20 protein-coding genes are annotated in these 21,816 nt (G+C 35.7%); 18 read left to right on the top strand and 2 right to left on the bottom strand.

Features of this window, described 5'->3' with window-relative positions; translation table 11 throughout:
• Positions 1–17 precede the first annotated feature (17 nt).
• From EC501_RS12355 to EC501_RS12420, 14 genes are all read left to right on the top strand, one after another.
• On the top strand, positions 18–1,325 hold the full coding sequence (locus tag EC501_RS12355) for a TRAP transporter large permease (protein WP_122972610.1): 1,308 nt from the start codon (positions 18–20) through the stop codon (positions 1,323–1,325).
• A 93-nt stretch (positions 1,326–1,418) separates the two neighbouring features.
• Positions 1,419–2,447 carry a zinc-dependent alcohol dehydrogenase gene (locus EC501_RS12360; protein WP_241559336.1) on the top strand — a complete coding sequence of 343 codons (1,029 nt, stop codon included), beginning with the start codon at positions 1,419–1,421 and terminating at the stop codon, positions 2,445–2,447.
• Positions 2,431–3,186 carry an SDR family NAD(P)-dependent oxidoreductase gene (locus tag EC501_RS12365; RefSeq protein WP_122972612.1) on the top strand — a complete coding sequence of 252 codons (756 nt, stop codon included), beginning with the start codon at positions 2,431–2,433 and terminating at the stop codon, positions 3,184–3,186. The genes EC501_RS12360 and EC501_RS12365 overlap by 17 nt, the downstream gene beginning before the upstream one ends.
• Before the next feature lie 57 nt (positions 3,187–3,243).
• Positions 3,244–4,008, top strand: a complete 765-nt coding sequence (gene kduD, locus EC501_RS12370; protein WP_122972613.1) for a 2-dehydro-3-deoxy-D-gluconate 5-dehydrogenase KduD — start codon at positions 3,244–3,246, stop codon at positions 4,006–4,008.
• 26 nt (positions 4,009–4,034) lie between these two features.
• Positions 4,035–4,982, top strand: a complete 948-nt coding sequence (locus EC501_RS12375) for a sugar kinase (protein ID WP_122972633.1) — start codon at positions 4,035–4,037, stop codon at positions 4,980–4,982.
• Positions 4,983–4,992: 10 nt separating this feature from the next.
• Positions 4,993–5,613, top strand: a complete 621-nt coding sequence (locus EC501_RS12380; RefSeq protein ID WP_158599708.1) for a bifunctional 4-hydroxy-2-oxoglutarate aldolase/2-dehydro-3-deoxy-phosphogluconate aldolase — start codon at positions 4,993–4,995, stop codon at positions 5,611–5,613.
• A gap of 121 nt (positions 5,614–5,734) precedes the next feature.
• Positions 5,735–6,211, top strand: a complete 477-nt coding sequence (locus EC501_RS12385) for a DUF7878 domain-containing protein (protein ID WP_122972615.1) — start codon at positions 5,735–5,737, stop codon at positions 6,209–6,211.
• A gap of 136 nt (positions 6,212–6,347) precedes the next feature.
• The gene (locus EC501_RS12390; protein WP_122972616.1) at positions 6,348–6,842 is read left to right on the top strand and encodes a YkvA family protein; all 495 of its coding nucleotides are present in this window, start codon (positions 6,348–6,350) and stop codon (positions 6,840–6,842) included.
• A gap of 434 nt (positions 6,843–7,276) precedes the next feature.
• Entirely contained in the window at positions 7,277–8,803 is a 1,527-nt protein-coding gene (locus tag EC501_RS12395; RefSeq protein WP_122972617.1) for an NADH dehydrogenase subunit 5, read from the top strand.
• Between the two features lie 2 nt (positions 8,804–8,805).
• Positions 8,806–11,418 (top strand): DUF2309 domain-containing protein, encoded by a 2,613-nt coding sequence (locus EC501_RS12400; protein WP_122972618.1) that lies wholly within the window; start codon positions 8,806–8,808, stop codon positions 11,416–11,418.
• A gap of 100 nt (positions 11,419–11,518) precedes the next feature.
• On the top strand, positions 11,519–11,884 hold the full coding sequence (locus EC501_RS12405; RefSeq protein WP_122972619.1) for a Na-translocating system protein MpsC family protein: 366 nt from the start codon (positions 11,519–11,521) through the stop codon (positions 11,882–11,884).
• A 58-nt stretch (positions 11,885–11,942) separates the two neighbouring features.
• Positions 11,943–12,434 (top strand): hypothetical protein, encoded by a 492-nt coding sequence (locus tag EC501_RS12410; RefSeq protein ID WP_122972620.1) that lies wholly within the window; start codon positions 11,943–11,945, stop codon positions 12,432–12,434.
• A 347-nt stretch (positions 12,435–12,781) separates the two neighbouring features.
• Positions 12,782–13,720, top strand: a complete 939-nt coding sequence (locus tag EC501_RS12415; RefSeq protein ID WP_122972621.1) for an ABC transporter ATP-binding protein — start codon at positions 12,782–12,784, stop codon at positions 13,718–13,720.
• A complete protein-coding gene (locus EC501_RS12420) occupies positions 13,720–14,664 on the top strand; it encodes an ABC transporter permease (RefSeq protein WP_122972622.1) in 945 nt (314 codons plus the stop codon). The genes EC501_RS12415 and EC501_RS12420 overlap by 1 nt, the downstream gene beginning before the upstream one ends.
• A 42-nt stretch (positions 14,665–14,706) precedes the next feature.
• Here EC501_RS12420 and EC501_RS12425 read toward each other — a convergent pair whose 3' ends face one another.
• A complete protein-coding gene (locus EC501_RS12425) occupies positions 14,707–15,396 on the bottom strand; it encodes a response regulator transcription factor (protein WP_122972623.1) in 690 nt (229 codons plus the stop codon).
• Positions 15,397–15,585: 189 nt separating this feature from the next.
• Here EC501_RS12425 and EC501_RS12430 point away from each other — a divergent pair, with 189 nt between their 5' ends.
• From EC501_RS12430 to EC501_RS12445, 4 genes are all read left to right on the top strand, one after another.
• Positions 15,586–16,524: an alpha/beta hydrolase gene (locus EC501_RS12430; protein ID WP_122972624.1), complete on the top strand. Its 939-nt coding sequence runs from the start codon at positions 15,586–15,588 to the stop codon at positions 16,522–16,524.
• A 14-nt stretch (positions 16,525–16,538) separates the two neighbouring features.
• Complete coding sequence (locus EC501_RS12435) at positions 16,539–18,158, top strand: flavin-containing monooxygenase (protein ID WP_122972625.1); 1,620 nt, start codon at positions 16,539–16,541, stop codon at positions 18,156–18,158.
• A 552-nt stretch (positions 18,159–18,710) separates the two neighbouring features.
• On the top strand, positions 18,711–19,592 hold the full coding sequence (locus tag EC501_RS12440; RefSeq protein ID WP_158599709.1) for a helix-turn-helix domain-containing protein: 882 nt from the start codon (positions 18,711–18,713) through the stop codon (positions 19,590–19,592).
• Between the two features lie 140 nt (positions 19,593–19,732).
• Complete coding sequence (locus EC501_RS12445) at positions 19,733–21,316, top strand: putative bifunctional diguanylate cyclase/phosphodiesterase (RefSeq protein WP_158599710.1); 1,584 nt, start codon at positions 19,733–19,735, stop codon at positions 21,314–21,316.
• 46 nt (positions 21,317–21,362) lie between these two features.
• On the opposite strand, the gene EC501_RS12450 is transcribed toward EC501_RS12445, so the two are convergent.
• Positions 21,363–21,563, bottom strand: a complete 201-nt coding sequence (locus tag EC501_RS12450; RefSeq protein ID WP_118876281.1) for a cold-shock protein — start codon at positions 21,561–21,563, stop codon at positions 21,363–21,365.
• Positions 21,564–21,816: the final 253 nt, after the last annotated feature.

A 21,816-nucleotide genomic window follows, 5' to 3' on the forward strand; every position in this document is an offset into this window, starting at 1 on the left:
AAGGGGCAGTATAAGCGATGGTTTCTGCAGGAATAGCAGGTTTAATTTTATTTGCAGCAGTGGCATTTTTCCTTATCATTGGTGCACCAATTAGTATTAGTGTAGGAATTGCCTCCGTGCTTGCAATGTTTTCCATATTAGATCCTGAAAACGCTCTTCAAACTTCGGCACAACGTATGTTTACCGGGATGAATTCCTTTACGCTACTAGCCATTCCGTTCTTTATTTTAGCTGGAGTAATTATGAATAATGGCGGTATTGCAATGCGTTTAGTAAATTGTGCAAAAGTTTTAGCAGGACGTATGCCAGGTTCATTAGCACAAACAAATGTATTAGCAAATATGATGTTCGGTTCCATTTCAGGCTCTGGGGTTGCTGCGGCAGCTGCTGTTGGTTCAACGATGGCCCCGATGCAAGAAAAGGAAGGGTACGATCGTGCATTTAGTGCGGCAGTTAATATTGCCTCTGCACCAACAGGTATGTTAATTCCACCGAGTAATACGTTAATCGTATTCTCTTTAGTAAGTGGAGGAACATCCATTGCAGCATTATTTATGGCGGGTTATATTCCAGGAATTTTATGGGGTATCGCCTGTATGATTGCAGCTTTTATTATTGCAAAACGAAGAGGCTATAAATCAAATGAAAAAGTTCCCTTTAAAGTAGCGTTAAAAGTGTTCATTGATGCGATTCCTAGTTTGTTACTTATCATCATTGTAATTGGAGGAATTATTCTAGGGGCCTTTACAGCTACAGAAGGTTCGGCTATAGCCGTCGTATATGCTTTATTGCTTTCGTTTATATATCGAACGATTAAAATAAAAGATTTACCTAGAATTTTAATAGAATCAACCCGCACAACGGCAATTGTTATTTTCTTAATAGGTGTTTCTACTATTATGTCATGGGTGATGTCATTTACAGGAATTCCAAGACTAATCGCTGATACGTTACTTGGATTTACAGATAATATGATCATTATTTTGATCATTATGAATATCGTTCTTTTAATTGTAGGTACCTTTATGGACCCGACACCGGCTATCTTGATTTTCACGCCTATTTTCTTACCAATCGCATTGCAATTTGGTATGGACCCGGTACATTTCGGAATTATGGTTGTATTCAATTTAAGCATTGGTACGATTACGCCGCCAGTAGGACCGGTTTTATTTGTCGGAGCTCGTGTAGCAAAATTGAAAATCGAACAAGTCATTCGCCCGTTAATACCATTTTTTGCTGTCACGGTTGTCGTATTATTAGTAGTAACTTACATACCTGATCTTTCATTATGGTTACCGAAGTTACTAGGCCTCATTGAATAGCAATGAATTAGGGCGTCCGAAAGTATGAGTTAAATTACTTTTGGTCGCTTTTCCTATATGGTAAGGAAAATTTTAGAAAGAAGGTTGAAAAACGTGAAGGCCATTTTTTATACAGCAGGGAACAAAGTGGAATGTAAAGAAGTAAATAAGCCGAATGTGCCGCCAGGATATGTTCTATTAAAAAATGCATACGCAGGTATTTGTGGTACTGATTTAAATATATTTGCAGGTACACACCCAAGGGCACAAGCTCCTCTCATTTTAGGCCATGAATTTTCGGCCACTATTGCAAGTGAACATCCGAAATATCCCATTGGCACAAAGGTGACGGTTAATCCTTTAATTAGTTGTGGTACTTGTATTCCATGTCGTATCGGGCAATCCCATGTTTGTAATAATTTGAAATTAGTAGGAATTGATGTAGATGGGGGAATGGCTGATTATGTAGCGGTCGAAGCAAATAAAGTGATTCCATTACCGGAAAATGTTTCGTTAAAACTTGGTGCCCTAACTGAGCCGATTGCAGTAGCTGTCCATGCCGTTCGTACAGCGAAGTTTTTAGTTGGAGATCGGGCGGTTGTCTATGGAGCTGGAACGATTGGTTTATGTGTTGCTTTAACATTACGAGCATTTGGTGCTTCAGAAGTGATCGTCGTTGAAGCGAATGAACTTCGTCTACAAAAAGCCCAACAATTAGGATTTAAAACTTTTAATTCGTTGAAAGATGATGTTGAAAATGAGCTAGCGGATATGACGAATCAAGAAGGAATCGATTATGTATTTGATTGTGCAGGTCATCCAGCTGTTTTAGCTCAAGTTACAGAAATCGTGAAAGTTCAAGGAACGATTGTCATTGTTGCCGCTTATAAAAAGCCAACGGAAATGAACTTAATTCAAGGTATGTTTAAAGAATTATCGATTCAATTCGTTCGAGTTTATACAAATCGGGATATGGAATTAGCTTTAGATTTATTATCAAGATTTGAAGAATTTTCAAAGATCATTACCCATGTTTTAAGTCCAGAACAAGCGATGGAAGGCTTTGAATTATTAACTACACCAACAGATGCGATTAAAGTGTTATACGCATTTCAGGAGGAGACCGATGCATCGATTATTTGATTTAACTGGTAAAAATGCAGTTGTTACAGGTGGTAGTCGCGGGTTAGGAAAGGAAATTGCCCTAGGTTTAGCTGAAGCTGGAGCAAACGTCGCGATTATCTCGAGGAAGGAAAGTCCAGAAGTAGTTAAAGAGCTTGAGCAATTCGGCGTAAATGCAGTATCTATTGCCTTTGATATTGGGAACATCCCAATGCATAAAGAATTACTTCATTTAATAGAAGAAAAGCTAGGGGAAGTTGATATTTTAGTTAACAATGCGGGTGTGCAAAAAAGACATCCAGCAGTGGAATTTCCTCAAGAAGATTGGAATTATGTTATGAACGTAAATGCTAACGCTGTCTTTAGTTTATGTCAAACCTTTGGCAAACCAATGTTAGAGCGGGGCTATGGGAAAATCATTAATGTCGCTTCCCTGCTTTCCTTCCAAGGTGGCTTCACTGTACCGGCCTATGCGGCTAGTAAAGGGGCAGTTATGCAATTTACAAAATCGTTAGCTAATGAATGGGCATCAAAGGGAGTCAATGTCAATTGTGTCGCACCTGGCTATATGGCGACAGAAATGAATGAAGCGCTCATCCATGATGAAGTAAGAAGTAGACAAATTCTCGAACGTATTCCAGCTGGACGTTGGGGAACTGGGAAGGATATGCAAGGTGCAGTCATTTTCTTAGCTTCACAGGCATCAGACTATGTCCATGGTTTTACGATTGCAATTGATGGCGGTTGGTTAGGTAGATAGTGTAATCATTTCTTTTAATTTAACTCTAAAACAGTAGATGGAAAAGGAGAGAGATAGATGAGCTTTCAATTAGACTTTTTTTCATTAAAAGGTAAAACGGCATTAGTGACAGGAGCACGTACAGGGATTGGCCAAGCGATTTCCGTTGGATTAGCAGCAGCTGGTGCCCATTTAATACTTGTTGGACACCAAGATAACATGCAGGAAACGCAAAATAAAATTGCTGAATTACAAGGGACGTATGAAACGTTCTTAATTGATCTTAGTGATGTTGAAAATTTAAAAGCGAATCTTCAACCAATCTTAGAGAAATATTCGATTGATATTTTAGTCAATAATGCAGGGGTCATTTATCGTGAACCGGCGGCAGCCCATAACGTAAATGAATGGAACCGTGTAATGGATGTGAATATTAATTCGGTATTTACTCTCTGTCAAACAATTGGAAATCAAATGATTGAAAAGAAATCAGGAAAAATTATTAATATCGCTTCATTACTATCGTTCCAAGGTGGCATTAATGTGCCAAGTTATACAGCAAGTAAACATGCGATAGCAGGTTTAACGAAAGCTTTAGCAAACGAATGGGCATCCCAAGGTGTACAAGTGAATGCCATTGCACCGGGGTATATTTCAACAAACAATACAGAGGCACTTCGCAATGATGAAGTTCGAAATCAATCGATTTTAGAACGAATACCTGCAGGACGTTGGGGTCAAGCTGATGATTTGGCGGGAGCAGCAGTATTTTTAGCATCCCGTGCATCCGATTACGTGTCAGGTCATGTTTTAGTTGTAGATGGAGGATGGATGGGCCGTTAAATCTAGTTTTAGTGAGGGTTATGAATATGGATATTATTACAATTGGAGACGGCATGATCACATTTGATCCATCTGAAAAGGGTCCATTACGCTATGTAAATGAATTTAAGCGTAAAATCGGCGGAGCGGAATTAAATGTCCTCATTGGATGTGCCCGTTTAGGATTGAAAGCAGGTTGGATTAGCCGCTTAGGGAAAGATGAATTTGGAAGACATATTATCAATACAGTGCGTGGTGAAGGAATTGATGTTTCAGAAGTAAAACTTATCGATAACTATCCAACATCATTAAACTTTAAAGAAGTACATGCGTCAGGTGACAGTAAAACATTTTACTACCGACATAAATCACCAACGGAAACATTAACTGTAGAAGAGTTACCAACTCATTATATTAAAAGGGCGAAAATTTTACATGTAACGGGAGTTTTTCCAGCTATATTAAAACAAAATCGCCAAGTCATTTTGGAAGCCGTGAAAATAGCAAAACAAAATGGTGTAAAAGTATCCTTCGATCCGAATATACGATTAAAACTTTGGTCGAAGGAAACAGCACGGGAAACGCTGCTAACTTACTTGCCATATGTTGACTATTTATTAACAGGTCGAGAGGAATTAGAAATTTTATTCGATACGACAAAGGAAGAAGAGATGATTCGGGCCCTACATCAATATGATATGAAGCATATCGTCGTAAAAGATGGGGAAGCAGGGGCAGCCTACCTAGATAATGATCGGTTGATTCATGTACCTGGATATAAAGTGAAAAAAGTAGTCGATACAGTAGGAGCTGGCGACGGCTTTGATGCAGCCTTTTTATATGGCATGATTCAACATTGGTCAGTCGAAAAGTCTATTCAGTTAGCAAATGCTGTAGGGGCGATGGTCGTGCAAGTAGAAGGCGACAATGAAGGATTGCCATATTTAGAAGATGTGGAAGTGTTTTTAGGAACACGAGAAAATATAGAACGTTAGGAAGATGGGCATGTATAGTAAATTACAAGGGATTCAGTTAATACCTGTTTTGCGAAAAATACCGTACCCTCTTTGTCATGACTTAGTGAAAGCGTTAAAAGATGGGGGAATTAAAGCTGTTGAAATTACATTAGATTCTGAAAAGGCAACGGAAATGATACAGGAAGTGAAGGAACGAAACGATGGAAATTTACTCGTTGGTGCTGGTACTGTTTTAACAGTAGAGGATTGTGAAAGGGCAATTCAGGCAGGGGCAGAGTTTATCGTTTCTCCCTCATTGAACATCGATGTGGTGAATATGTGCATAAGTGAAAACATACCTGTCATTCCAGGTGTTTTCACTCCTTCGGAAATGCAGACTGCTTATAGTGCAGGTGCAAAGATGATTAAGTTATTCCCTGCTGAAACATTAGGACAGAAGTTTATTAAAAACGTCAGAGGTCCATTACCTCATATTGGGATTATGACGACTGGTGGTATAAATCTTCAAACAGCTAGATCTTATATTGAAGCAGGAGCTCAAATTGTCGGTGCAGGAAGTGATTTAATAAAAAAAGACTGGCTTCTTTCAAAAAATTGGGAAGCTATTACGAACGAAGCAATTGCGTGGAATAGAAGTTTACAAGTTTAGTATTAATAGAGTTAAAAAAGTCCTTCTGAGCATATCAAGGTTGTTCAAAGAAGGACTTTTTATATTTTTATATAATAGTAGTAAAGTGGATAAGTAAAGCAAAAAACATTAGGTGGTAGTTATGGAAAATAGTTCGAATAGAATATCATTTCATTACGAATTTATTAGTGGGAAAGGGGCAATTTCGAATAAGGATCGAAGGGATGTTTCTGTTATTTTAACAGTAGAAGCCTTGTTTACAATTAAAATAAACGATGCAATTTATTTCGAAGCAGAGCTAGCTATACTTGAGTTTTATAAAGCACTTTTTAAATGGAAAGAAACATTAACGAAGGAAAATATAAAAGAATTCCATTACTATACGATTGAATATGATGAGTATGAGGATGGTGCCCTTATTTCCCTCATCCCATTTTCTAATAAAGCGCGGATTAAATCTATTTGGGCACAATGGGAAGTTAGTAATGTTTTTGATTTAGATAAGGCTGTCCAAGAATTTATAGCTTTAGAGGGAAGATTAAGAAAAGACATTGAACAATTTTATCAAATTGATTTAAAAGAGTTTATAAAACATATCCCCTTACCCTGTATAAAGTAAATGCGGAATAGTACATAAACAAACTCCAATGTTTCGATAACCTAGGACCATTTTTTAACTTTTTCTTTTCCAACATTTCCGTTATGAAGGAAAGTACAATATAATTAAATTATTATCGTTGCTTAGGGGGATATTTATGTTTGAAAAATTGAAAAAGAAAAAAAGGGTAGATGAACAACCTGAAGTAATCGAAATGGAATTAAGTAAGGAAGAAATAGAAGATTTAAAGGGGAAAGCAGAAATAATCGATGAAGAAACGATTCGAAACAATAGTAAACATTATTCGGAAGACGGATTGTGGAACAAAATAAAAAAATATTCGAAAAAAGCTGGTTCAACCGCTGTATATGTAGTATTGCTCCTGTATTATGTATTACAAAAGGAAGAGGTACCGAAGAAAAATAAGGCGATCATTATTGGAGCATTAGGGTACTTTATTTTACCTTTGGATTTAATTCCGGATTTGGCAGCGGGAGTAGGATATACAGACGATTTAGGGGCGCTTCTTGCAGCTTTATGGCAAGTCTCCATGTATATTGATGATGACGTAAAAAATCAAGCAAAAGAGAAACTGAAAAATTGGTTTGGCGATGGTGTAGATACTAGTGATATAGATGGTAAATTAGTATAGAGGCATCTTTGTACTACTGGTGAAAGTCAATGCCATTTTGACTAATATTTATGAGAAACAATTGCATATAAATATAGAAAACTTGACAGAACACTTACCAAATAATACAATTTAAAATCATAAATAATTATAAGCTGTTTTTTAGACCTTTAGTAAATCGTTAATCCATTAGATTGGCTATTTAAAAAAGGAAAATAAAAAACAAGGAAAGTATATATAAGGTAGACTATTTAAAGACCGAAAAGGTAGTTAAAAGTAAACCGACAATTTTCTAAGGTTAATGGTTTTTCCATCCATTAGCTTTAAAAATTGTCGGTTTTTTTATTTTTTAAATTAGGATTTGCAGAGGGGAAGGATTTTTTATGAAGCTATGGATACACATTTTTGAAAGGTTATTTGTTTACAAACCATTTTGTTTAGTGGAGGAAGTTTAGATGTTTTTCTCATTAGACGCTAGTTTGTTTCCAATCGTATTTTTAATTGTGCTTGCCATTGCTGCATTAAGCTCTATCATTTTTTTAAATCCAAATACGCCCCTTTCTTTTATTCGCATTCATATAGGTCTCATTGCTTTACCGCCTATTATTGCCTTGATGGCCCTTATATCAAATGATGGGGGAATTATCATGGGCCCATTGCATTTTGATTCTTTATCTTGGTTGTTAGCGTTTTTTGTGCTGACGATTAGCTTAATTGTACAACGGTATTGTATTCATTACTTAAATGGCGATAAAGCTTATCGAAAATATTTTACGCTATTAACATTGACTACGATTGCAGACTCGGTTGCTTGGCTTAGTAATGATCTACGTTTGTTATTAGTTTGTTGGGGGGCTACATTGTTCGGATTAACATTGCTCATTGGATTAAAAAAAGAGTGGCAAGTGGCAAGAAATGCTGCAAAAATTTGTGGTTGTTTGTTTGCCCTTAGTTGGGGCTTATTAACGTTAGCCATTGTATGGTTAACGGAAGTAACGAATCATTGGCAATTGACGGATGTACTTACTGCTAGCAGTATGGCCCAGCTTGATTCGTGGGAGCAAACGAGCATTAGTTTACTATTCGTCGTGGCTGTCGTTATTCCCGCTGCACAATGGCCTTTCCAACGTTGGTTGTTGGACTCGGTCGTAGCGCCAACGCCAATTTCAGCAGTAATGCATGCGGGAATTGTTAATGCAGGTGGAATTATTTTGACTCTTTTTGCTCCTCTTTTTGCCGGAAGTTCCGTACAAATACTTTTATTTGCTTTTTCTAGCATTTCAGTGTTAATAGGAACTGGCATTATGTTAGTCCAAGTAGATTACAAACGACAGCTTGTCGGTTCTACTATTGCACAAATGGGCTTTATGCTTATCCAGTGTGCGTTAGGCGCTTATGTCGCTGCCATAATTCATGCGGTGTTACATGGTTTATTCAAATCTACCCTGTTTCTTCAAGCTGGTTCGGTATTAGATCATAGCCAGTCTACCGTTTATACGAAAAAAACGTTGCCCTTTAAATGGATTTTTACAGGAAGCATATTGGCCCTTCTAGTAGGAATCGGATATTGGCTCACTTCTCCAGAAGAAGGTTATCAGTTAGTTAGCGCCTTTATGTTAGGGTGGTGTGTATTTTTAGCTTGGGTACAACTTGTAGCCTTTGGTTTAGGAAAAGTAGGGCGTATTTTTGGTCTTTTTGTGTTTGTAGGAGGAGGTATTATTTATTTTTATATCCACCATCTCTTACATAATGCTTTATATGAAACGATGCCAAAAGTACAAACGTCTACGATTGGTGCTATTTTAATCATTTTTATTTTGTTGTTAGTAAGTATTATTGGGCTATGGCTTACACGAAATCGCTTATCTAAATTATATACAATGATATATCTTTGGCTTGTCCGATTAGGAGAGCCCCATGAAGAGGGGATTGAAAGTCATCCAAGTTATTTAAAACAAATACTTTCTCAAGGAGGGAAGTGACATTGAATACGACAGTTGTCAAAGAACTCAATATTGAAGGAAATGGAAGTACTCTTGATTTTCATATTCATGATTTAGTGGAATCAGCTAGTAAAGTGATTGTGCCCCTCGGTCCAATAACAAATTTTGCGGCACGTAACCCTTGGGCAAGTCTAGAGGACCAACCCTTTGAGCAAGTCGCACGTCGACTGAAAGAAACAAGCAATGTAGACATTTATCCTAGTGATGCTGTGTTAAAGTCAGCATGGAAAAAGGGGAATATTAAACAAGAGTTTGTAGAATTAAAACTGCAACAATGGCTTGATTTACAGTCACTGAATCTGCCCCGTGATGTAGCATTTCAATTTTGTCAGGTAGCTCTTTTACAAAATGAGACTTCATTTGAATCTTTATCATCAACAGATTTGGAGAGTGTAGTAAAGGAGATAAGCCAATATCAGTTAAGTTTTCCGAAAAAAACTAACGTACAAACGTATAGTGAGCGTTTGGAAAGGATGAATGGAAAGCAACTGAATCAACTTCTCAATGGACAAATGATTAAGTGGAGTAAATTATATTTGGATGAGTCACAAGCCGCTTGGTCTATGCCAAATCGGGAAAAGGGTTTTTATGAGGCATGGAGGCAGCTAGTTTCTAACGATCCAGCTATAAACCGTACTGTACGGAAGGAACTAAAAGAATTGCCAATGCAAGCAGACCAAGCATTAATGGCAGCCTTATTAGGTTTACAAATTCCTTACTTAGAAGTTCAACAGTATTTAGAAGCCCACTTACTCGCTTTACCTGGCTGGGCTGGAATGATGCTTTGGCGATCACAACAATCCAACAAGGAAGAAAATTTAGTAACGGAATATTTAGCAGTCCGATTAAGTTTAGAGTACGCCTTCATTAAAGGTTATCTTCCTTTGCCGCAGTTAGAAGAAGATGAGGAAGAGCTTTTCCGCTTATTAGTTGTTGCATGGGCAAAATGGGGGAACATGCCAACCAATTCATGGTTATCATTAACTTTTGAAGAAGTAGAAGCTAGATTAACGCTCGCCCATCGATTTGATCAAATCGTTCGAAATCGAATTTTGCTAGAAGCATGGGAACAAACTTACGAAGTTCAATTAAAGAAAACGATTGGCTCCCGGGCATCATTAGAACAAGACAAGGCACCAATGGCCCAATTTGCCTTTTGTATTGATGTGCGTTCAGAACCTTTTCGCCGTAAACTTGAAGAAGCAGGGCCATTTGAAACTTTTGGAACGGCAGGTTTTTTCGGATTACCGATAGAAACTTGTGAACTTGGTCAAAAACATAGTCACCCATCCTTACCGATTTTGTTTAAACCACAATTTAAAGTGAATGAAACGGCATCGGCAATGGAGTTGAAAAATTATCAAGAACGCCAACAATCCGTAAACTTATTAAATTATTCCTTTAAAACGATGAAACAAAGCTTACCTTCCAGCTTGTTGTTACCGGAAATTACAGGTCCTTGGTATAGTTTACAAACGATTGCCCGTAGCTTTTTCCCAAGAAGTACAGGTATGCTAATCCGTAAACTTCGGAAAAACTGGCTTCGTAAACCATCTACAGAACTTACACTGCAACAAGAACAAACGAACAAAGATGAGTTGCCTATTGGTTTTTCTAAAGAAGAGCGAGTTTTTTATGCGCGGCAAGCCTTGCGCATGATGGGGTTAACTGAACATTTCGCTCCCCTTGTCGTCATTTGTGGACATGGAAGTCATAGTACGAACAACCCATATGCTTCGGCATTGGATTGTGGTGCATGTGGAGGAGCCTCTAGTGGTTTCAATGCCCGGGTATTGGCAACTTTATGTAATATGCCAGAAGTAAGAAAAGCGCTTGGTGAAGAAGGAATTTCTATTCCCCATGACACTGTTTTTGCAGCTGCTGAGCATCTGACAACAAGCGATGAATTACAGTGGATTTACGTACCTAATCTTTCAAGTGAAGCGAAGGAAGCATTTGATTTTATACAAAATAAATTGTCGAAAGTAAGTGAGCAAGCAGTTGCTGAAAGACTGTTAAAATTACCGGGAATTGAAGGGAATCGTAAAAATCCTAAAGCTCATGCTCAACGGTTAGGAGAAGACTGGAGTGAAGTTCGACCAGAATGGGGATTAGCTCGAAATGCAACGTTTATCATCGGTAATCGGGAACTGACAAAGGATTGTCATTTAGATGGTAGAGCCTTTCTCCATAATTATGACTGGCGCAAGGATAACAACGGTTCAATACTAGAAAATATAATAGCTGGGCCAGTAACAGTAGCCCAATGGATTAATTTGCAATATTATGCTTCCACCGTTGCACCGCATTATTATGGAAGTGGAAATAAAACGACTCAAACAGTGACTGCTGGAATTGGAGTCATGCAAGGAAACGCAAGTGACCTTTTGAGTGGACTTCCATGGCAATCGGTGATGCAATCAGATCAAGAGATTTATCATGAGCCTTTAAGATTGCTTGTAGTAATTGAAGCACCGACGGAATATGTGCAACGAATACTCGATAAAAATCAAGCCTTTCATCAAAAAGTGAAAAATGGATGGATTCGCTTAGCATCCATTGATTCAGAAGGATATTGGGAGAGTTGGACATAGAGACTTCAATTGAAGCTGAAAAGGCTATACAAAAAAAGAATAGAAACGTTTATATAGTTGAATTTGTAATTGTGTTTGGTGGAAATGAGGGGGAGTTATGATGGAAAAAACAAAAGGTAATGTTGAAGCGGAAATTAGTAAAGCGTTAACCCACTGGGAAAAAAGCTATCTTGGCAGAGGATCCGTTTCGGTTAAATCAGATATTGTACGTGATATGGTCATCGTTGTATTAAAGGGAATATTAACTCCTGCTGAATACTCTGTATGTCAAGATAAAGACGGTTTACTATCTGTCAAAACGAATCGAAATAATTTAGTGGAGTCCGGTGTTGAAGAATTAAAAGAAATTATCTTAACGTTAACAGGTCAAGAAGTCGTAAGTTTCCATACAGACATAAGTACACAAACAGGGGAACGGATTATGATTTTTAAGCTTTCGGACGATTTACAAAGCCAATTCGAATAATGGATCAGTTGAAGTGGATTTGAAGGAAAATCTAAATGGATAATGGGGTGGGTGTTTCATGAATATGGACGAAAAGAAAAAAATACTCTATATCATTGATACGGAAGTTCACATGGAAGATTTCATAAAACAAAACCAATATATAGATTTAGAAAATAATATTGTTTTGGAATGTAGTCCCGTGATCTCGCCTTTTGATAACAGTATGCGTAGTATTATTCTTACCGTATATCAACATAATATTGGAAAAATCGTTATAGTAACCTCTAAAGAAAAAAATAGACAAAAAAGTTTATCGTCCCTCGTTCTGGAGGAAAATCAAAAAAAGGACTTACAAGAAAAAATCCAAACTTTAAATTATTTATTTAACTATTGTAAGCCTGAATTTCCTGAAGCCAATGTATTGGATTGGTTAGAAGGGAATTCTAGCACTGAAAATATGTTAAAAGTCATACGTCAACACCCTTTATTGCCGTCAGATGTACAAATGACTGAACTATTACTCGATGAGAACAATAAGGTAATGGGAAAAGAAAAAAATTATCAGTAAGATAGAAAATTTAACAGAATTCAAGTGGTATGGGATATTGAAGAAGATCTATTCTTTAAACCAATATCCCTAATGAATTCTAAATAGATTAAATGGAATCTTACGATATTTACTTATGAATCACTATGTTAAAAAAACTCCAAATATAAATCTCCTTTTCGATAATACAACTAATTTTCTCTTCCTCTCCTTTTAAATCTAATTTGTTTTTTAAATTCATTCCTCACCAACTTTTTCCGACGTGTTTTATATATTAAATAAATAAAATGAAACTTTTTCCAAATTATGACGTAAATGAAGGTGGAAGGATATTATACAAACTTTCATGGAAGAAAGAGGGAGAGGTAATGACGAAAAAGGCGTTAGAAGTACGTTCTTTAACAAAAAAAGTGAAAAATAAGGTCATCGTTGATGATGTAAGTTTTGAAGTAGAGAAGGGTGAAATTTTCGGTTTACTTGGCCCGAACGGAGCAGGGAAAACGACGATAATCCGTATGATTGTTAGTTTAATCGGTCGGACAAAGGGCGAAGTATTTGTAAATGGTTATAATATCGATGAACAATTTAAAGAATCGATGAGTGAAATGGGGGCCATTGTTGAGAACCCAGAATTTTATAAATATATGAGCGGTTATAAAAACTTAAAGCATTACGCCAATATGGCAACGCGTGAAGTAACGGAAGAACGTATTAAAGAAGTTGTTAAATTAGTTGGTTTAGAGAATGCTGTTCATCAAAAAGTAAAAACATACTCGCTAGGTATGCGCCAACGTTTAGGAGTGGCACAAGCCTTATTACATAATCCTTCCTTACTTATCCTAGATGAACCGACAAACGGACTTGACCCACAAGGAATAAGAGAATTTAGAGACTATTTACGGTCACTTACGAAACAAGGAATTTCCGTAATTGTTTCTTCCCATTTATTATCGGAAATGGAGTTAATGTGTGATCGTTTTGCCATTATTGAAAAGGGGAAACTTATCCATGTTTCTTCTATTAATCAATTAGCGAATCAAGAACAATTCGTGCCAACGGTTCAATTTGAAGTGGATGATGTAAATAAAGCCTTTGAACTGTTAAAAGAGCATCAACTAACAAATGATTGGAAAGTTGAAGAGGGACAACAATTCTCCATAAAAGTAGACAAAGAAACAACTGCCGATGTCAATCTATTGTTAGTGAACAATGGCATTAAAGTATATAGTATTCATCCAATAACGACTACCCTTGAAGATCGTTTCTTAGCATTAACTAGTAAGGGTGAACAGGGAGGTAAAAAATAATGATCTCGCTAATTAAAAATGAGTTAACGAAAATTTTCGCAAAGAAGGCTAGTTGGATTTATATCATTATTTTATTTTTAGCTGTCATTGCAGTTGGAGTCATTCAACAAAAAGTATTTGATTTAGGTCCAAGTGATCCTAATTGGCGTGAGGATGTCCAAGCTGAAATAATTGAATATCAACAAATATTGAAAGAAAATCCTGATGATGAATGGACGATGGATTTAATACAGCAAAATCAAAGCTATCTGGATGAAAACATTGACCCTAATGCTTATAGTAGTTGGCATTTTATGAATGGGACAGTAATTGGAATGACGATGTTGATTACATTGTTCTCCGTTATTGTAGGAAGTGCCGTTGTGTCTTCTGAATTTGCCGATGGAACAATTAAACAATTATTAATTCGACCACATCGCCGATGGGAAATTCTTCTCTCAAAATATATTGCAACGCTAATCTATTCCTTTTCATTACTAGTAGCCCTTATTATTTTCGGCTATATCGTTGGGTTGGTTTTATTTGGAGCAGGAGATTTTAACGCGAAATTCTTTGAGACAACATTGGAAGGCTATAAATTAGCTGTTGTTGGAGATCAGTTTTTATTAAAAGTGTTGTATTACTTACCAAGCTTATTAATAATTGTATCCATTGCTTTCATGTTGTCGACAATCTTTAAAAGTCAAGCATTGGCAGTAGGGATTGGTATATTTGTTTTGTTCCTATCGTCTACACTTGGCGGTATCATTGTATTAATCGCAGAAAAGTTTGCGTGGGCGAAATTATTAATTTTCCCTCACTTAGATTTAACGGTTTATGCATTGGAGGATAACATCCTTCAAGATGTGACATTGCCAATGTCATTACTCATTTTAGCAGTATACTATATTATCTTTATGGCACTTACATTTACCTTCTTCCAAAAAAGGGATATTAGTATTTAAATAAGTAAAAAGAAGGCCTCAATTCATTTAACGAATTGGGGCTTATAATTTTTGAGCTAGGAATAACGATACAGCATGGGCTCGGTTTTTCGCACCGAGTTTTATAAGGGCAGATTTAATATATTGCTTAATGGTTGATTCACTTAAACAAAGGATATTTGTTAGTTCTTTTGTCGAAAATCCATTGGCGAGTGCCCTTAAAATTTCATTTTCCCTAGGGCTTAGTTTTGGATGGGTAATCGTTTGAGATTGTATAAGCATTTCACCAGCTAGATTTCCAAAGAGTGCCAGTTGTTCGATAAGGGACGCTTCTATTTCGTAAGCGCTTTCAATATATTCGCAACAAATGTAGGCAATGGTCATAAAGTTCACAACGATAGGAACGACTAATAAACCTTTTAGCGGAACTGCCCGTTGATAGCGACTAGAGATAAGAGTAATGATATCTTGACCTGTATAATAGACAGGTTTATGATTATCGACAGCTTTTTTAATGATAGGTAGCGAACGAATATCATCTCGAATATGTGTTAATGAGTGGAATTGTCCCTTTTCAAGCTCGGCTATTCCTTCGCCAACATAACCGACTGGACTGTACCGAAAGAAGGACAGTTTTTCACTGTCAAGTAATTGTTCTAACGTTAACAGTAGATGACATATTTGTTCTTCCTGTGTTTGTAATTGGCTTCCCCTTTTTAATTGTTCTTTAATGGACCAAGAAGTTATCTGCAACTCTATCACCCCTTCATAAATTTATATGCTTTTATCCCTCTAAAAAGTACTATTGTTGTCATCATTTTATACTAAATAGAATAATAGGGACAACTAAAAGTAGGAATATTCTGAAAAAAGAACCTTTGTTACGATAAATATGCATACAATACGTCTGCAAATATTATGTAAGAAAGGGATGTTGTTGAAATGGGATTAACAAACAATGCAAAGCTGTATTTAGAAGGGTTTTATAGCGGTCCAAAATTCCAAACATTATCTGCAGAACAAGTACGTGAAATGATGAGTTTAGCACCTGCGCCTGAAGGGGTTGAAGTACCATCGGTTGGAAAGGTGGAGGATCGTCAAATTTCCGTTGATGGTGGCGAGATTACCGTTCGTATTTACACACCTGAAGGAGAAGGACCATTCCCGCTTTTTGTATATTACCATGGCGGTGGCTGGGTAATTGGAAATTTAGACACATCAGATGCAGGTTGCCGTTTATTAGCTGAAAAAACGCAACGGGTTGTCGTATCGGTTGATTATCGATTAGCACCTGAATATCGATTCCCTGTTCCAGTAGAAGATAGTTACACAGCCCTTTGTTGGGTACATGAGCATGCAGCTGAGTTAAATGGTATTGCCGACCAAATTGTTGTGGGGGGCGATTCTGCCGGCGGAAATTTAGCAACAGTTATGACGATTTTAAGTGAAGAAAAAAATGGTCCAGCTATTGAAGCGCAAGCATTGATATATCCTGTTACAAACTTAGATTTTACAACTTCTTCTTACGACAAGTTTGCGAATGGTTACGGATTAGATAAAGATTTGATGATTTGGTTTGGCGAGTATTATGTCAATAATGAAGAAGAGTATAAAAATCATTACGTTTCTCCTTTATTGCTTGAAGATGTAAGCGCTTTACCGCCAGCGGTGATAATTGCTGCGGAAAATGATGTGTTATTGGATGAAGGGAAACAATATAGCGAAAAATTGCAACAAGCTGGTGTGGAAGTAAAATATATTCAAATTGATGGAAGTATTCATGGATTTTTCAGCAACATGGCTGTGTTTGCGGAAGAAACAAAAGCAACAGTGGATGCGATTGCACAATTTTTAACGACAATTCCTACGAACGTCAAATAAATAGGGGGGATTTTATGAATGTAAAACAATATGATGCCATTATTATTGGAGCTGGTTTTGCTGGATTATATATGCTGCATAAGTTGAGGGAAAGAGGCTTATCAGCAAGAGTACTAGAGGCAGCAGATGGAGTAGGCGGAGTTTGGTATTGGAGTCGTTATCCTGGTGCAAAATGTGATTCTGATTCGATTTATTATAGTTTTACATTTTCTGAAGAGTTATATAAAAAATGGCGTTGGAAAGATCGATATGCTTCTCAACCAGAAATATTACAGTATTTAAATTTCGTTGCAGATGAACTAAATCTCCGACCGGATATTCAGTTAAAAACGAGGGTAACGAAGGCAAAATTCCAAGAAGAAGCAAAGCAATGGGAAATTTCAACGGATCAGGGTGAAATCTTTGAAGCGAAATATTTGATTAGTGGTGTCGGTTGTTTATCTACAACAAATATTCCACCTTTTGAAGGTTCTGAAAGTTTCAAAGGTGAACAATATCATACAGGTCGATGGCCCCATGATAAGGTTGATTTTACAGGAAAACGTGTAGTTGTGATTGGTAATGGATCCAGTGGTGTACAAACGATGCAAGAAGTGGCGAAGGAAGCAAAAGAAATGACTTTGTTAATGCGAACTCCCCATTATGTTGCAGAAGCTCGTAACCATCCATTAAGTAAGGAGGAACAAGAACAAGCGATCAACAATTATAAGGGCATTCGAGAAGCGTTCTTCAATACTCCTGGTGGAATACGTTTATATACAACCGGGAAATCAGCAACAGCATTTTCCGCTAAAGAACAAAAAGAAAAATTAGAACATATTTGGGAAACGGGCGGTCTTTCCCTTGGCTCAGTTTTTACAGATGTATCTGCAAATAAAGAAGCAAACTTTGTCGTTTCTCAATTTGTACGTGATAAAATTGATGAAATTGTAGAGGATCGTGATACAGCCCAATTACTCCATCCAAATTATTATATAACGACAAAGCGTTTAATCATTGGTACGAACTTCTATGAAATCTTTAATGAAGACCATGTCCATCTCGTATCGTTAAAGGATAATCCAATCGAACGAATTGTGGAAAATGGTGTTCAGTTAAAGAACGGTACGGTGGAATGTGATGTCATAATTTATGCGACGGGCTATGAGGCAATGACAGGTTCATTGCTAAAAATCGATATTGAAGGGCGCAATGGCAAAACGATTCAAGAAAAATGGGAAGATGGACGAAATGTTAAAACATATTTAGGTTTAATGATGGAAAGTTTCCCGAACCTCTTTATGATAACAGGTCCACAAAGTCCTTCCGTTTTGACGAATATGCCAGCAGCTATTGAGCAGCATGTCGATTGGATTGACCAGTGTATTGAATATTTAGAGGAAAAGGGAATTCAAACGATTGAAGCCCAAAAAGAGTCCGAACTCGAATGGGCTAAACAATGTGATGACCTTGCAAATCAAACATTATATCCTTATACAAATTCTTGGTATACTGGGGCGAACATCGATGGCGAACAGCGGGGCTTTGTTATTTATGTAGGAGGTCTGAATAACTATAAAGCTATTTGTGATCAAGTAGCTGCTAATGATTATGAAGGGTGTACTTTTGAAAAGTTACAATCGAACGTTTTGTAACCGATAAGCGCCCTTGTATTATTAAGTGGATAATGAAAAATGGAAGGATACCTTTTAAAAGAAATGACTTTTAAACGGTATCCTTTCTCTATTGGCGAATCCAAATATAATTTAAACGGTTTTATTAGTTAATATAAAGGATGGAAAAAAGATATAATAATTGGTAGATGTTATCGCGCCATAAAAAAAATCCTCCTAATAAAAGGAGGAGAACAATTACAAAACTGAATTAATAGAATAGGCAGAATTTACGATTTTAAAGAGATTCCATAGATTTTTAAAATAACTAAAGATTTTTCGTTTTAGGTTACTAAACTAAATTAGTATCCTGCAAGCCAAATAAATGGTTGGATTTCGGGTAATGAAGAAACAACTAAAGCAGTAGCGGTAACAAATAAGAATTTAAACATAGAATAATTTTTCTTTTTCATATTGTACTCAACCCTTTCTTTAATTATTTAATATAATTAAATTGTACTAGAAAAGAAAAAATGCTATAAAAGTGTATACTAAATTATACATAGGAAAATGGGGAATAGGAGGAAAGAGAAAATGGAGATCGGTCAAGTTATCAGATACATCAGAAAAAACAAAAATATTACACAGCAAGCTTTGGCAGATGCAATTGGTATGACACGTCCATATATTGCGAGAATCGAATCAGGTAAAAACAGTATTTCTTCTGATAAACTTACTGAAATTTTAGAATACTGTAATGTTACGTATAACGAATTTTTTTATATTAAAAATGATTATAAAAAATCCTCCAAAATGAATGAATTTAATAAAGTATTAAAATTGTACTATGCTAATGAAATTGAAGAGATATCTAAAATTAAATTGGAAGTTAAGAAAAGATATGAAGAAAGCGGGGACATGTTTTTACGTCACTTATATATTCAATGTCACTGTATAGAAAATGATTTTGATTTAAATAAAATTAATAGAGAATATCTAGATGAAATTGCAGATTACTTATTAAGTGTTGATGAATGGTGTTACCATGAATTGGTAATGTTAAATAATTTTATCTTTTTATTTCCGCCGTCAACGGCATTCTTAATGACAAAAAATTTATTAAATCGAGCGGAAAAGTACAAAGAATTGAATACGGATAGTAAGGTACTAAGTTTCCTATTTTTTAATCTATTAGAATTTAGTTTTAGGTATGATGGATATAACTATTCAAAACTAATTCTAGATGCCACAAAAAAATATTTTACAGAGACTACAGAGTTTTTTGAACAAACGTTATTGTTGTTTTATGAAGGAATGATGGATGTTGTAGAGAACTCTGTTACGGAAGGTATAGAAAAATGTAACCGTGCCTTCACAGTTTTTCAAGCATTAGGCCATGATAAAATTTATGAGAAATATAAAGATGAATTAAATCAATTGTTGAAAAAGGTTGAGGCAAACAACCCTGCAAATTAGTATAAAATAGTGTACAAAAAGTTTATCCCCCTAATTTATAGTATTAAATTAAAACTAATTAAATGAAATTTCATCATTTCAAAATACCTATAAATGTTTATTTAAGGATAGTCATTTTGATTTAAAATGGGGGGATAATGATGAACGTTAATGATAGTTTTTTTTTCTTGTATAAAAATAACTCTGTCTATTTAATAACTAATGTGATCATTATCATTTTAATTAGTTTTTTAATAATTTTAAATGAAGTTACTAGTGTTTATGGTATTATTCTTTCTCTTATTATTATTGCCCAACTTTATTTAGCTGCTAAGTTCAAAAGTGTTTATGACGGAGCAGTGAAAAGCTTGCAGGATACTGAACAAAAGCTGAATGATTCAAAAAAAGAAAAACATTTCATGGCTTACTACGATGAAATTACGAAATTACCCAATGAACGTTATTTACTAGAGAAAATTAAGGAAAACTTAGCTGATGATACTTCTAGCAAAGCGGTATTAGTAATGAAAATTGATCGTTTAACCACGATTAAAACTTCGTTAGGTTCCTTTTATACAAATCGGATTGTTCAAATGATTGCTGATAGATTACATACGTATTTTCCGAGTTATCTATTTGGAAGGTTAAGGGAAGATCAATTTTTAATTTTAATCGAGGATAATAATGATGAAGAGGCCATTCAAAACTTATGTAAACAGATTATTGAAATGATGGAGAAGCCATTTTGTATCCAACATTTTTCATTAAACATAACAGTGAATATTGGAATTGCCTATTATCCAAAAGATGCACAAACAGAAGAAAATATCATTAAATATGCTCAATTTGCCTTATATGAAGCGAGTAAATCTCCCGAACAATTTACTTTCTTCCAACCTTCTATGTTAACTGTTCGTGAAGAGCAATTAATGTTAGAAAATGATTTATATAAAGCATTACAAAACAATGAATTATTTCTTCAATATCAACCACAACTGAAGTTGAAATCAAAGCATTCCATCGCGATGGAGGCCCTAGTACGTTGGAAGCATCCACAAAAGGGGTTAATTCCACCTTCAGAATTCATTCCAATTGCTGAGGATTCGGGTTTAATTGTTCCTATTGGAAAATGGGTATTAGAAACAGCCTGTCGACAAACAAAGGAATTGCAGGAAGTTATTCAACAACCAGTAACAGTTGCTGTAAATTTATCTTTACGACAACTTTTCCATGAAAATTTTGTACAAGTTGTTGAAACGATATTACACGAAACCAAACTTTCACCGGAATGTCTCCAGCTAGAAATTACTGAAAGTATGACGATGAATACGAAATTTTTAACGCCGATTTTACATGAATTGAAAGGGATTGGCGTAACCATTGCGTTAGACGATTTCGGTAAAGGCTACTCGTCCCTTTCTTTTTTAAAGGACTTACCAATCGATTGTTTAAAAATTGATCGGGAGTTTGTTAAAAATATGAATGAAGAAAATCATAAACCATTAATTGATTTAATCATTTCACTGGCCAAACATTTTAAATTGAATGTTGTTGCTGAAGGTGTAGAGACGATGGAGCAATTTAACTATTTAGTAAATAGTGAATGTGATGCAGTTCAAGGGTATTTAATAAGCAAACCAAATACTTTCGATACCATCGTAGAAAATTGCAAAAGTATTCAACGGGAATTTTGTTGTTCTACCCAATCCGAGTATTATGGATACATTAAACAAATATTTAACTAATGAAAAAAGGGCAATCTCAATTTGAGATTGCCCTTTAAATAGTAAATTAAAGTTTTACTACGTTAGAAGCTTGTGGTCCACGGTTTCCTTCTTCAACTGAGAATTCAACTTTTTGACCTTCTTCTAAAGTTTTGAAGCCGTCGCCTTGGATAGCAGAGAAGTGTACGAATACGTCGTTTCCACCTTCAACTTCGATAAATCCAAAACCTTTTTCTGAGTTAAACCATTTTACTGTACCTTGTGTCATTTTAAAAGACCTCCAAAAAATTTAATCAATAACCAATTACTTCAAAATACTATAAAAAAATTCACACATTACAAAAAGTACCGAACGTTCACGATTACTTTTTGTAACATGTGAATTCATTAGATATGAAGCAATATAATTATTCTCTTTATTATACCTGGTAATTTTTAAAATGTCTACTTAAAATAAAAAAAATTTTTATTCTTTTTCATAACGATTAAAAGTCATCTACTATTTCTTTTAAAAGGCTTAG

This window comes from Lysinibacillus halotolerans (assembly GCF_003711845.1).
Lineage (GTDB): Bacteria > Bacillota > Bacilli > Bacillales_A > Planococcaceae > Ureibacillus > Ureibacillus halotolerans.

Coding starts and splice junctions, on each gene's coding strand:
- EC501_RS12405 (WP_122972619.1), top strand. CDS start 11,519: ATGGAAAAAACAAAAGGTAATGTTGAAGCGGAAATTAGTAAAGCGTTA.
- EC501_RS12380 (WP_158599708.1), top strand. CDS start 4,993: ATGTATAGTAAATTACAAGGGATTCAGTTAATACCTGTTTTGCGAAAA.
- EC501_RS12440 (WP_158599709.1), top strand. CDS start 18,711: ATGGAGATCGGTCAAGTTATCAGATACATCAGAAAAAACAAAAATATT.
- EC501_RS12415 (WP_122972621.1), top strand. CDS start 12,782: ATGACGAAAAAGGCGTTAGAAGTACGTTCTTTAACAAAAAAAGTGAAA.
- EC501_RS12435 (WP_122972625.1), top strand. CDS start 16,539: ATGAATGTAAAACAATATGATGCCATTATTATTGGAGCTGGTTTTGCT.
- EC501_RS12445 (WP_158599710.1), top strand. CDS start 19,733: ATGAACGTTAATGATAGTTTTTTTTTCTTGTATAAAAATAACTCTGTC.
- EC501_RS12375 (WP_122972633.1), top strand. CDS start 4,035: ATGGATATTATTACAATTGGAGACGGCATGATCACATTTGATCCATCT.
- kduD (WP_122972613.1), top strand. CDS start 3,244: ATGAGCTTTCAATTAGACTTTTTTTCATTAAAAGGTAAAACGGCATTA.
- EC501_RS12365 (WP_122972612.1), top strand. CDS start 2,431: ATGCATCGATTATTTGATTTAACTGGTAAAAATGCAGTTGTTACAGGT.
- EC501_RS12410 (WP_122972620.1), top strand. CDS start 11,943: ATGAATATGGACGAAAAGAAAAAAATACTCTATATCATTGATACGGAA.
- EC501_RS12450 (WP_118876281.1), bottom strand. CDS start 21,563: ATGACACAAGGTACAGTAAAATGGTTTAACTCAGAAAAAGGTTTTGGA.
- EC501_RS12355 (WP_122972610.1), top strand. CDS start 18: ATGGTTTCTGCAGGAATAGCAGGTTTAATTTTATTTGCAGCAGTGGCA.
- EC501_RS12395 (WP_122972617.1), top strand. CDS start 7,277: ATGTTTTTCTCATTAGACGCTAGTTTGTTTCCAATCGTATTTTTAATT.
- EC501_RS12390 (WP_122972616.1), top strand. CDS start 6,348: ATGTTTGAAAAATTGAAAAAGAAAAAAAGGGTAGATGAACAACCTGAA.
- EC501_RS12430 (WP_122972624.1), top strand. CDS start 15,586: ATGGGATTAACAAACAATGCAAAGCTGTATTTAGAAGGGTTTTATAGC.
- EC501_RS12420 (WP_122972622.1), top strand. CDS start 13,720: ATGATCTCGCTAATTAAAAATGAGTTAACGAAAATTTTCGCAAAGAAG.
- EC501_RS12385 (WP_122972615.1), top strand. CDS start 5,735: ATGGAAAATAGTTCGAATAGAATATCATTTCATTACGAATTTATTAGT.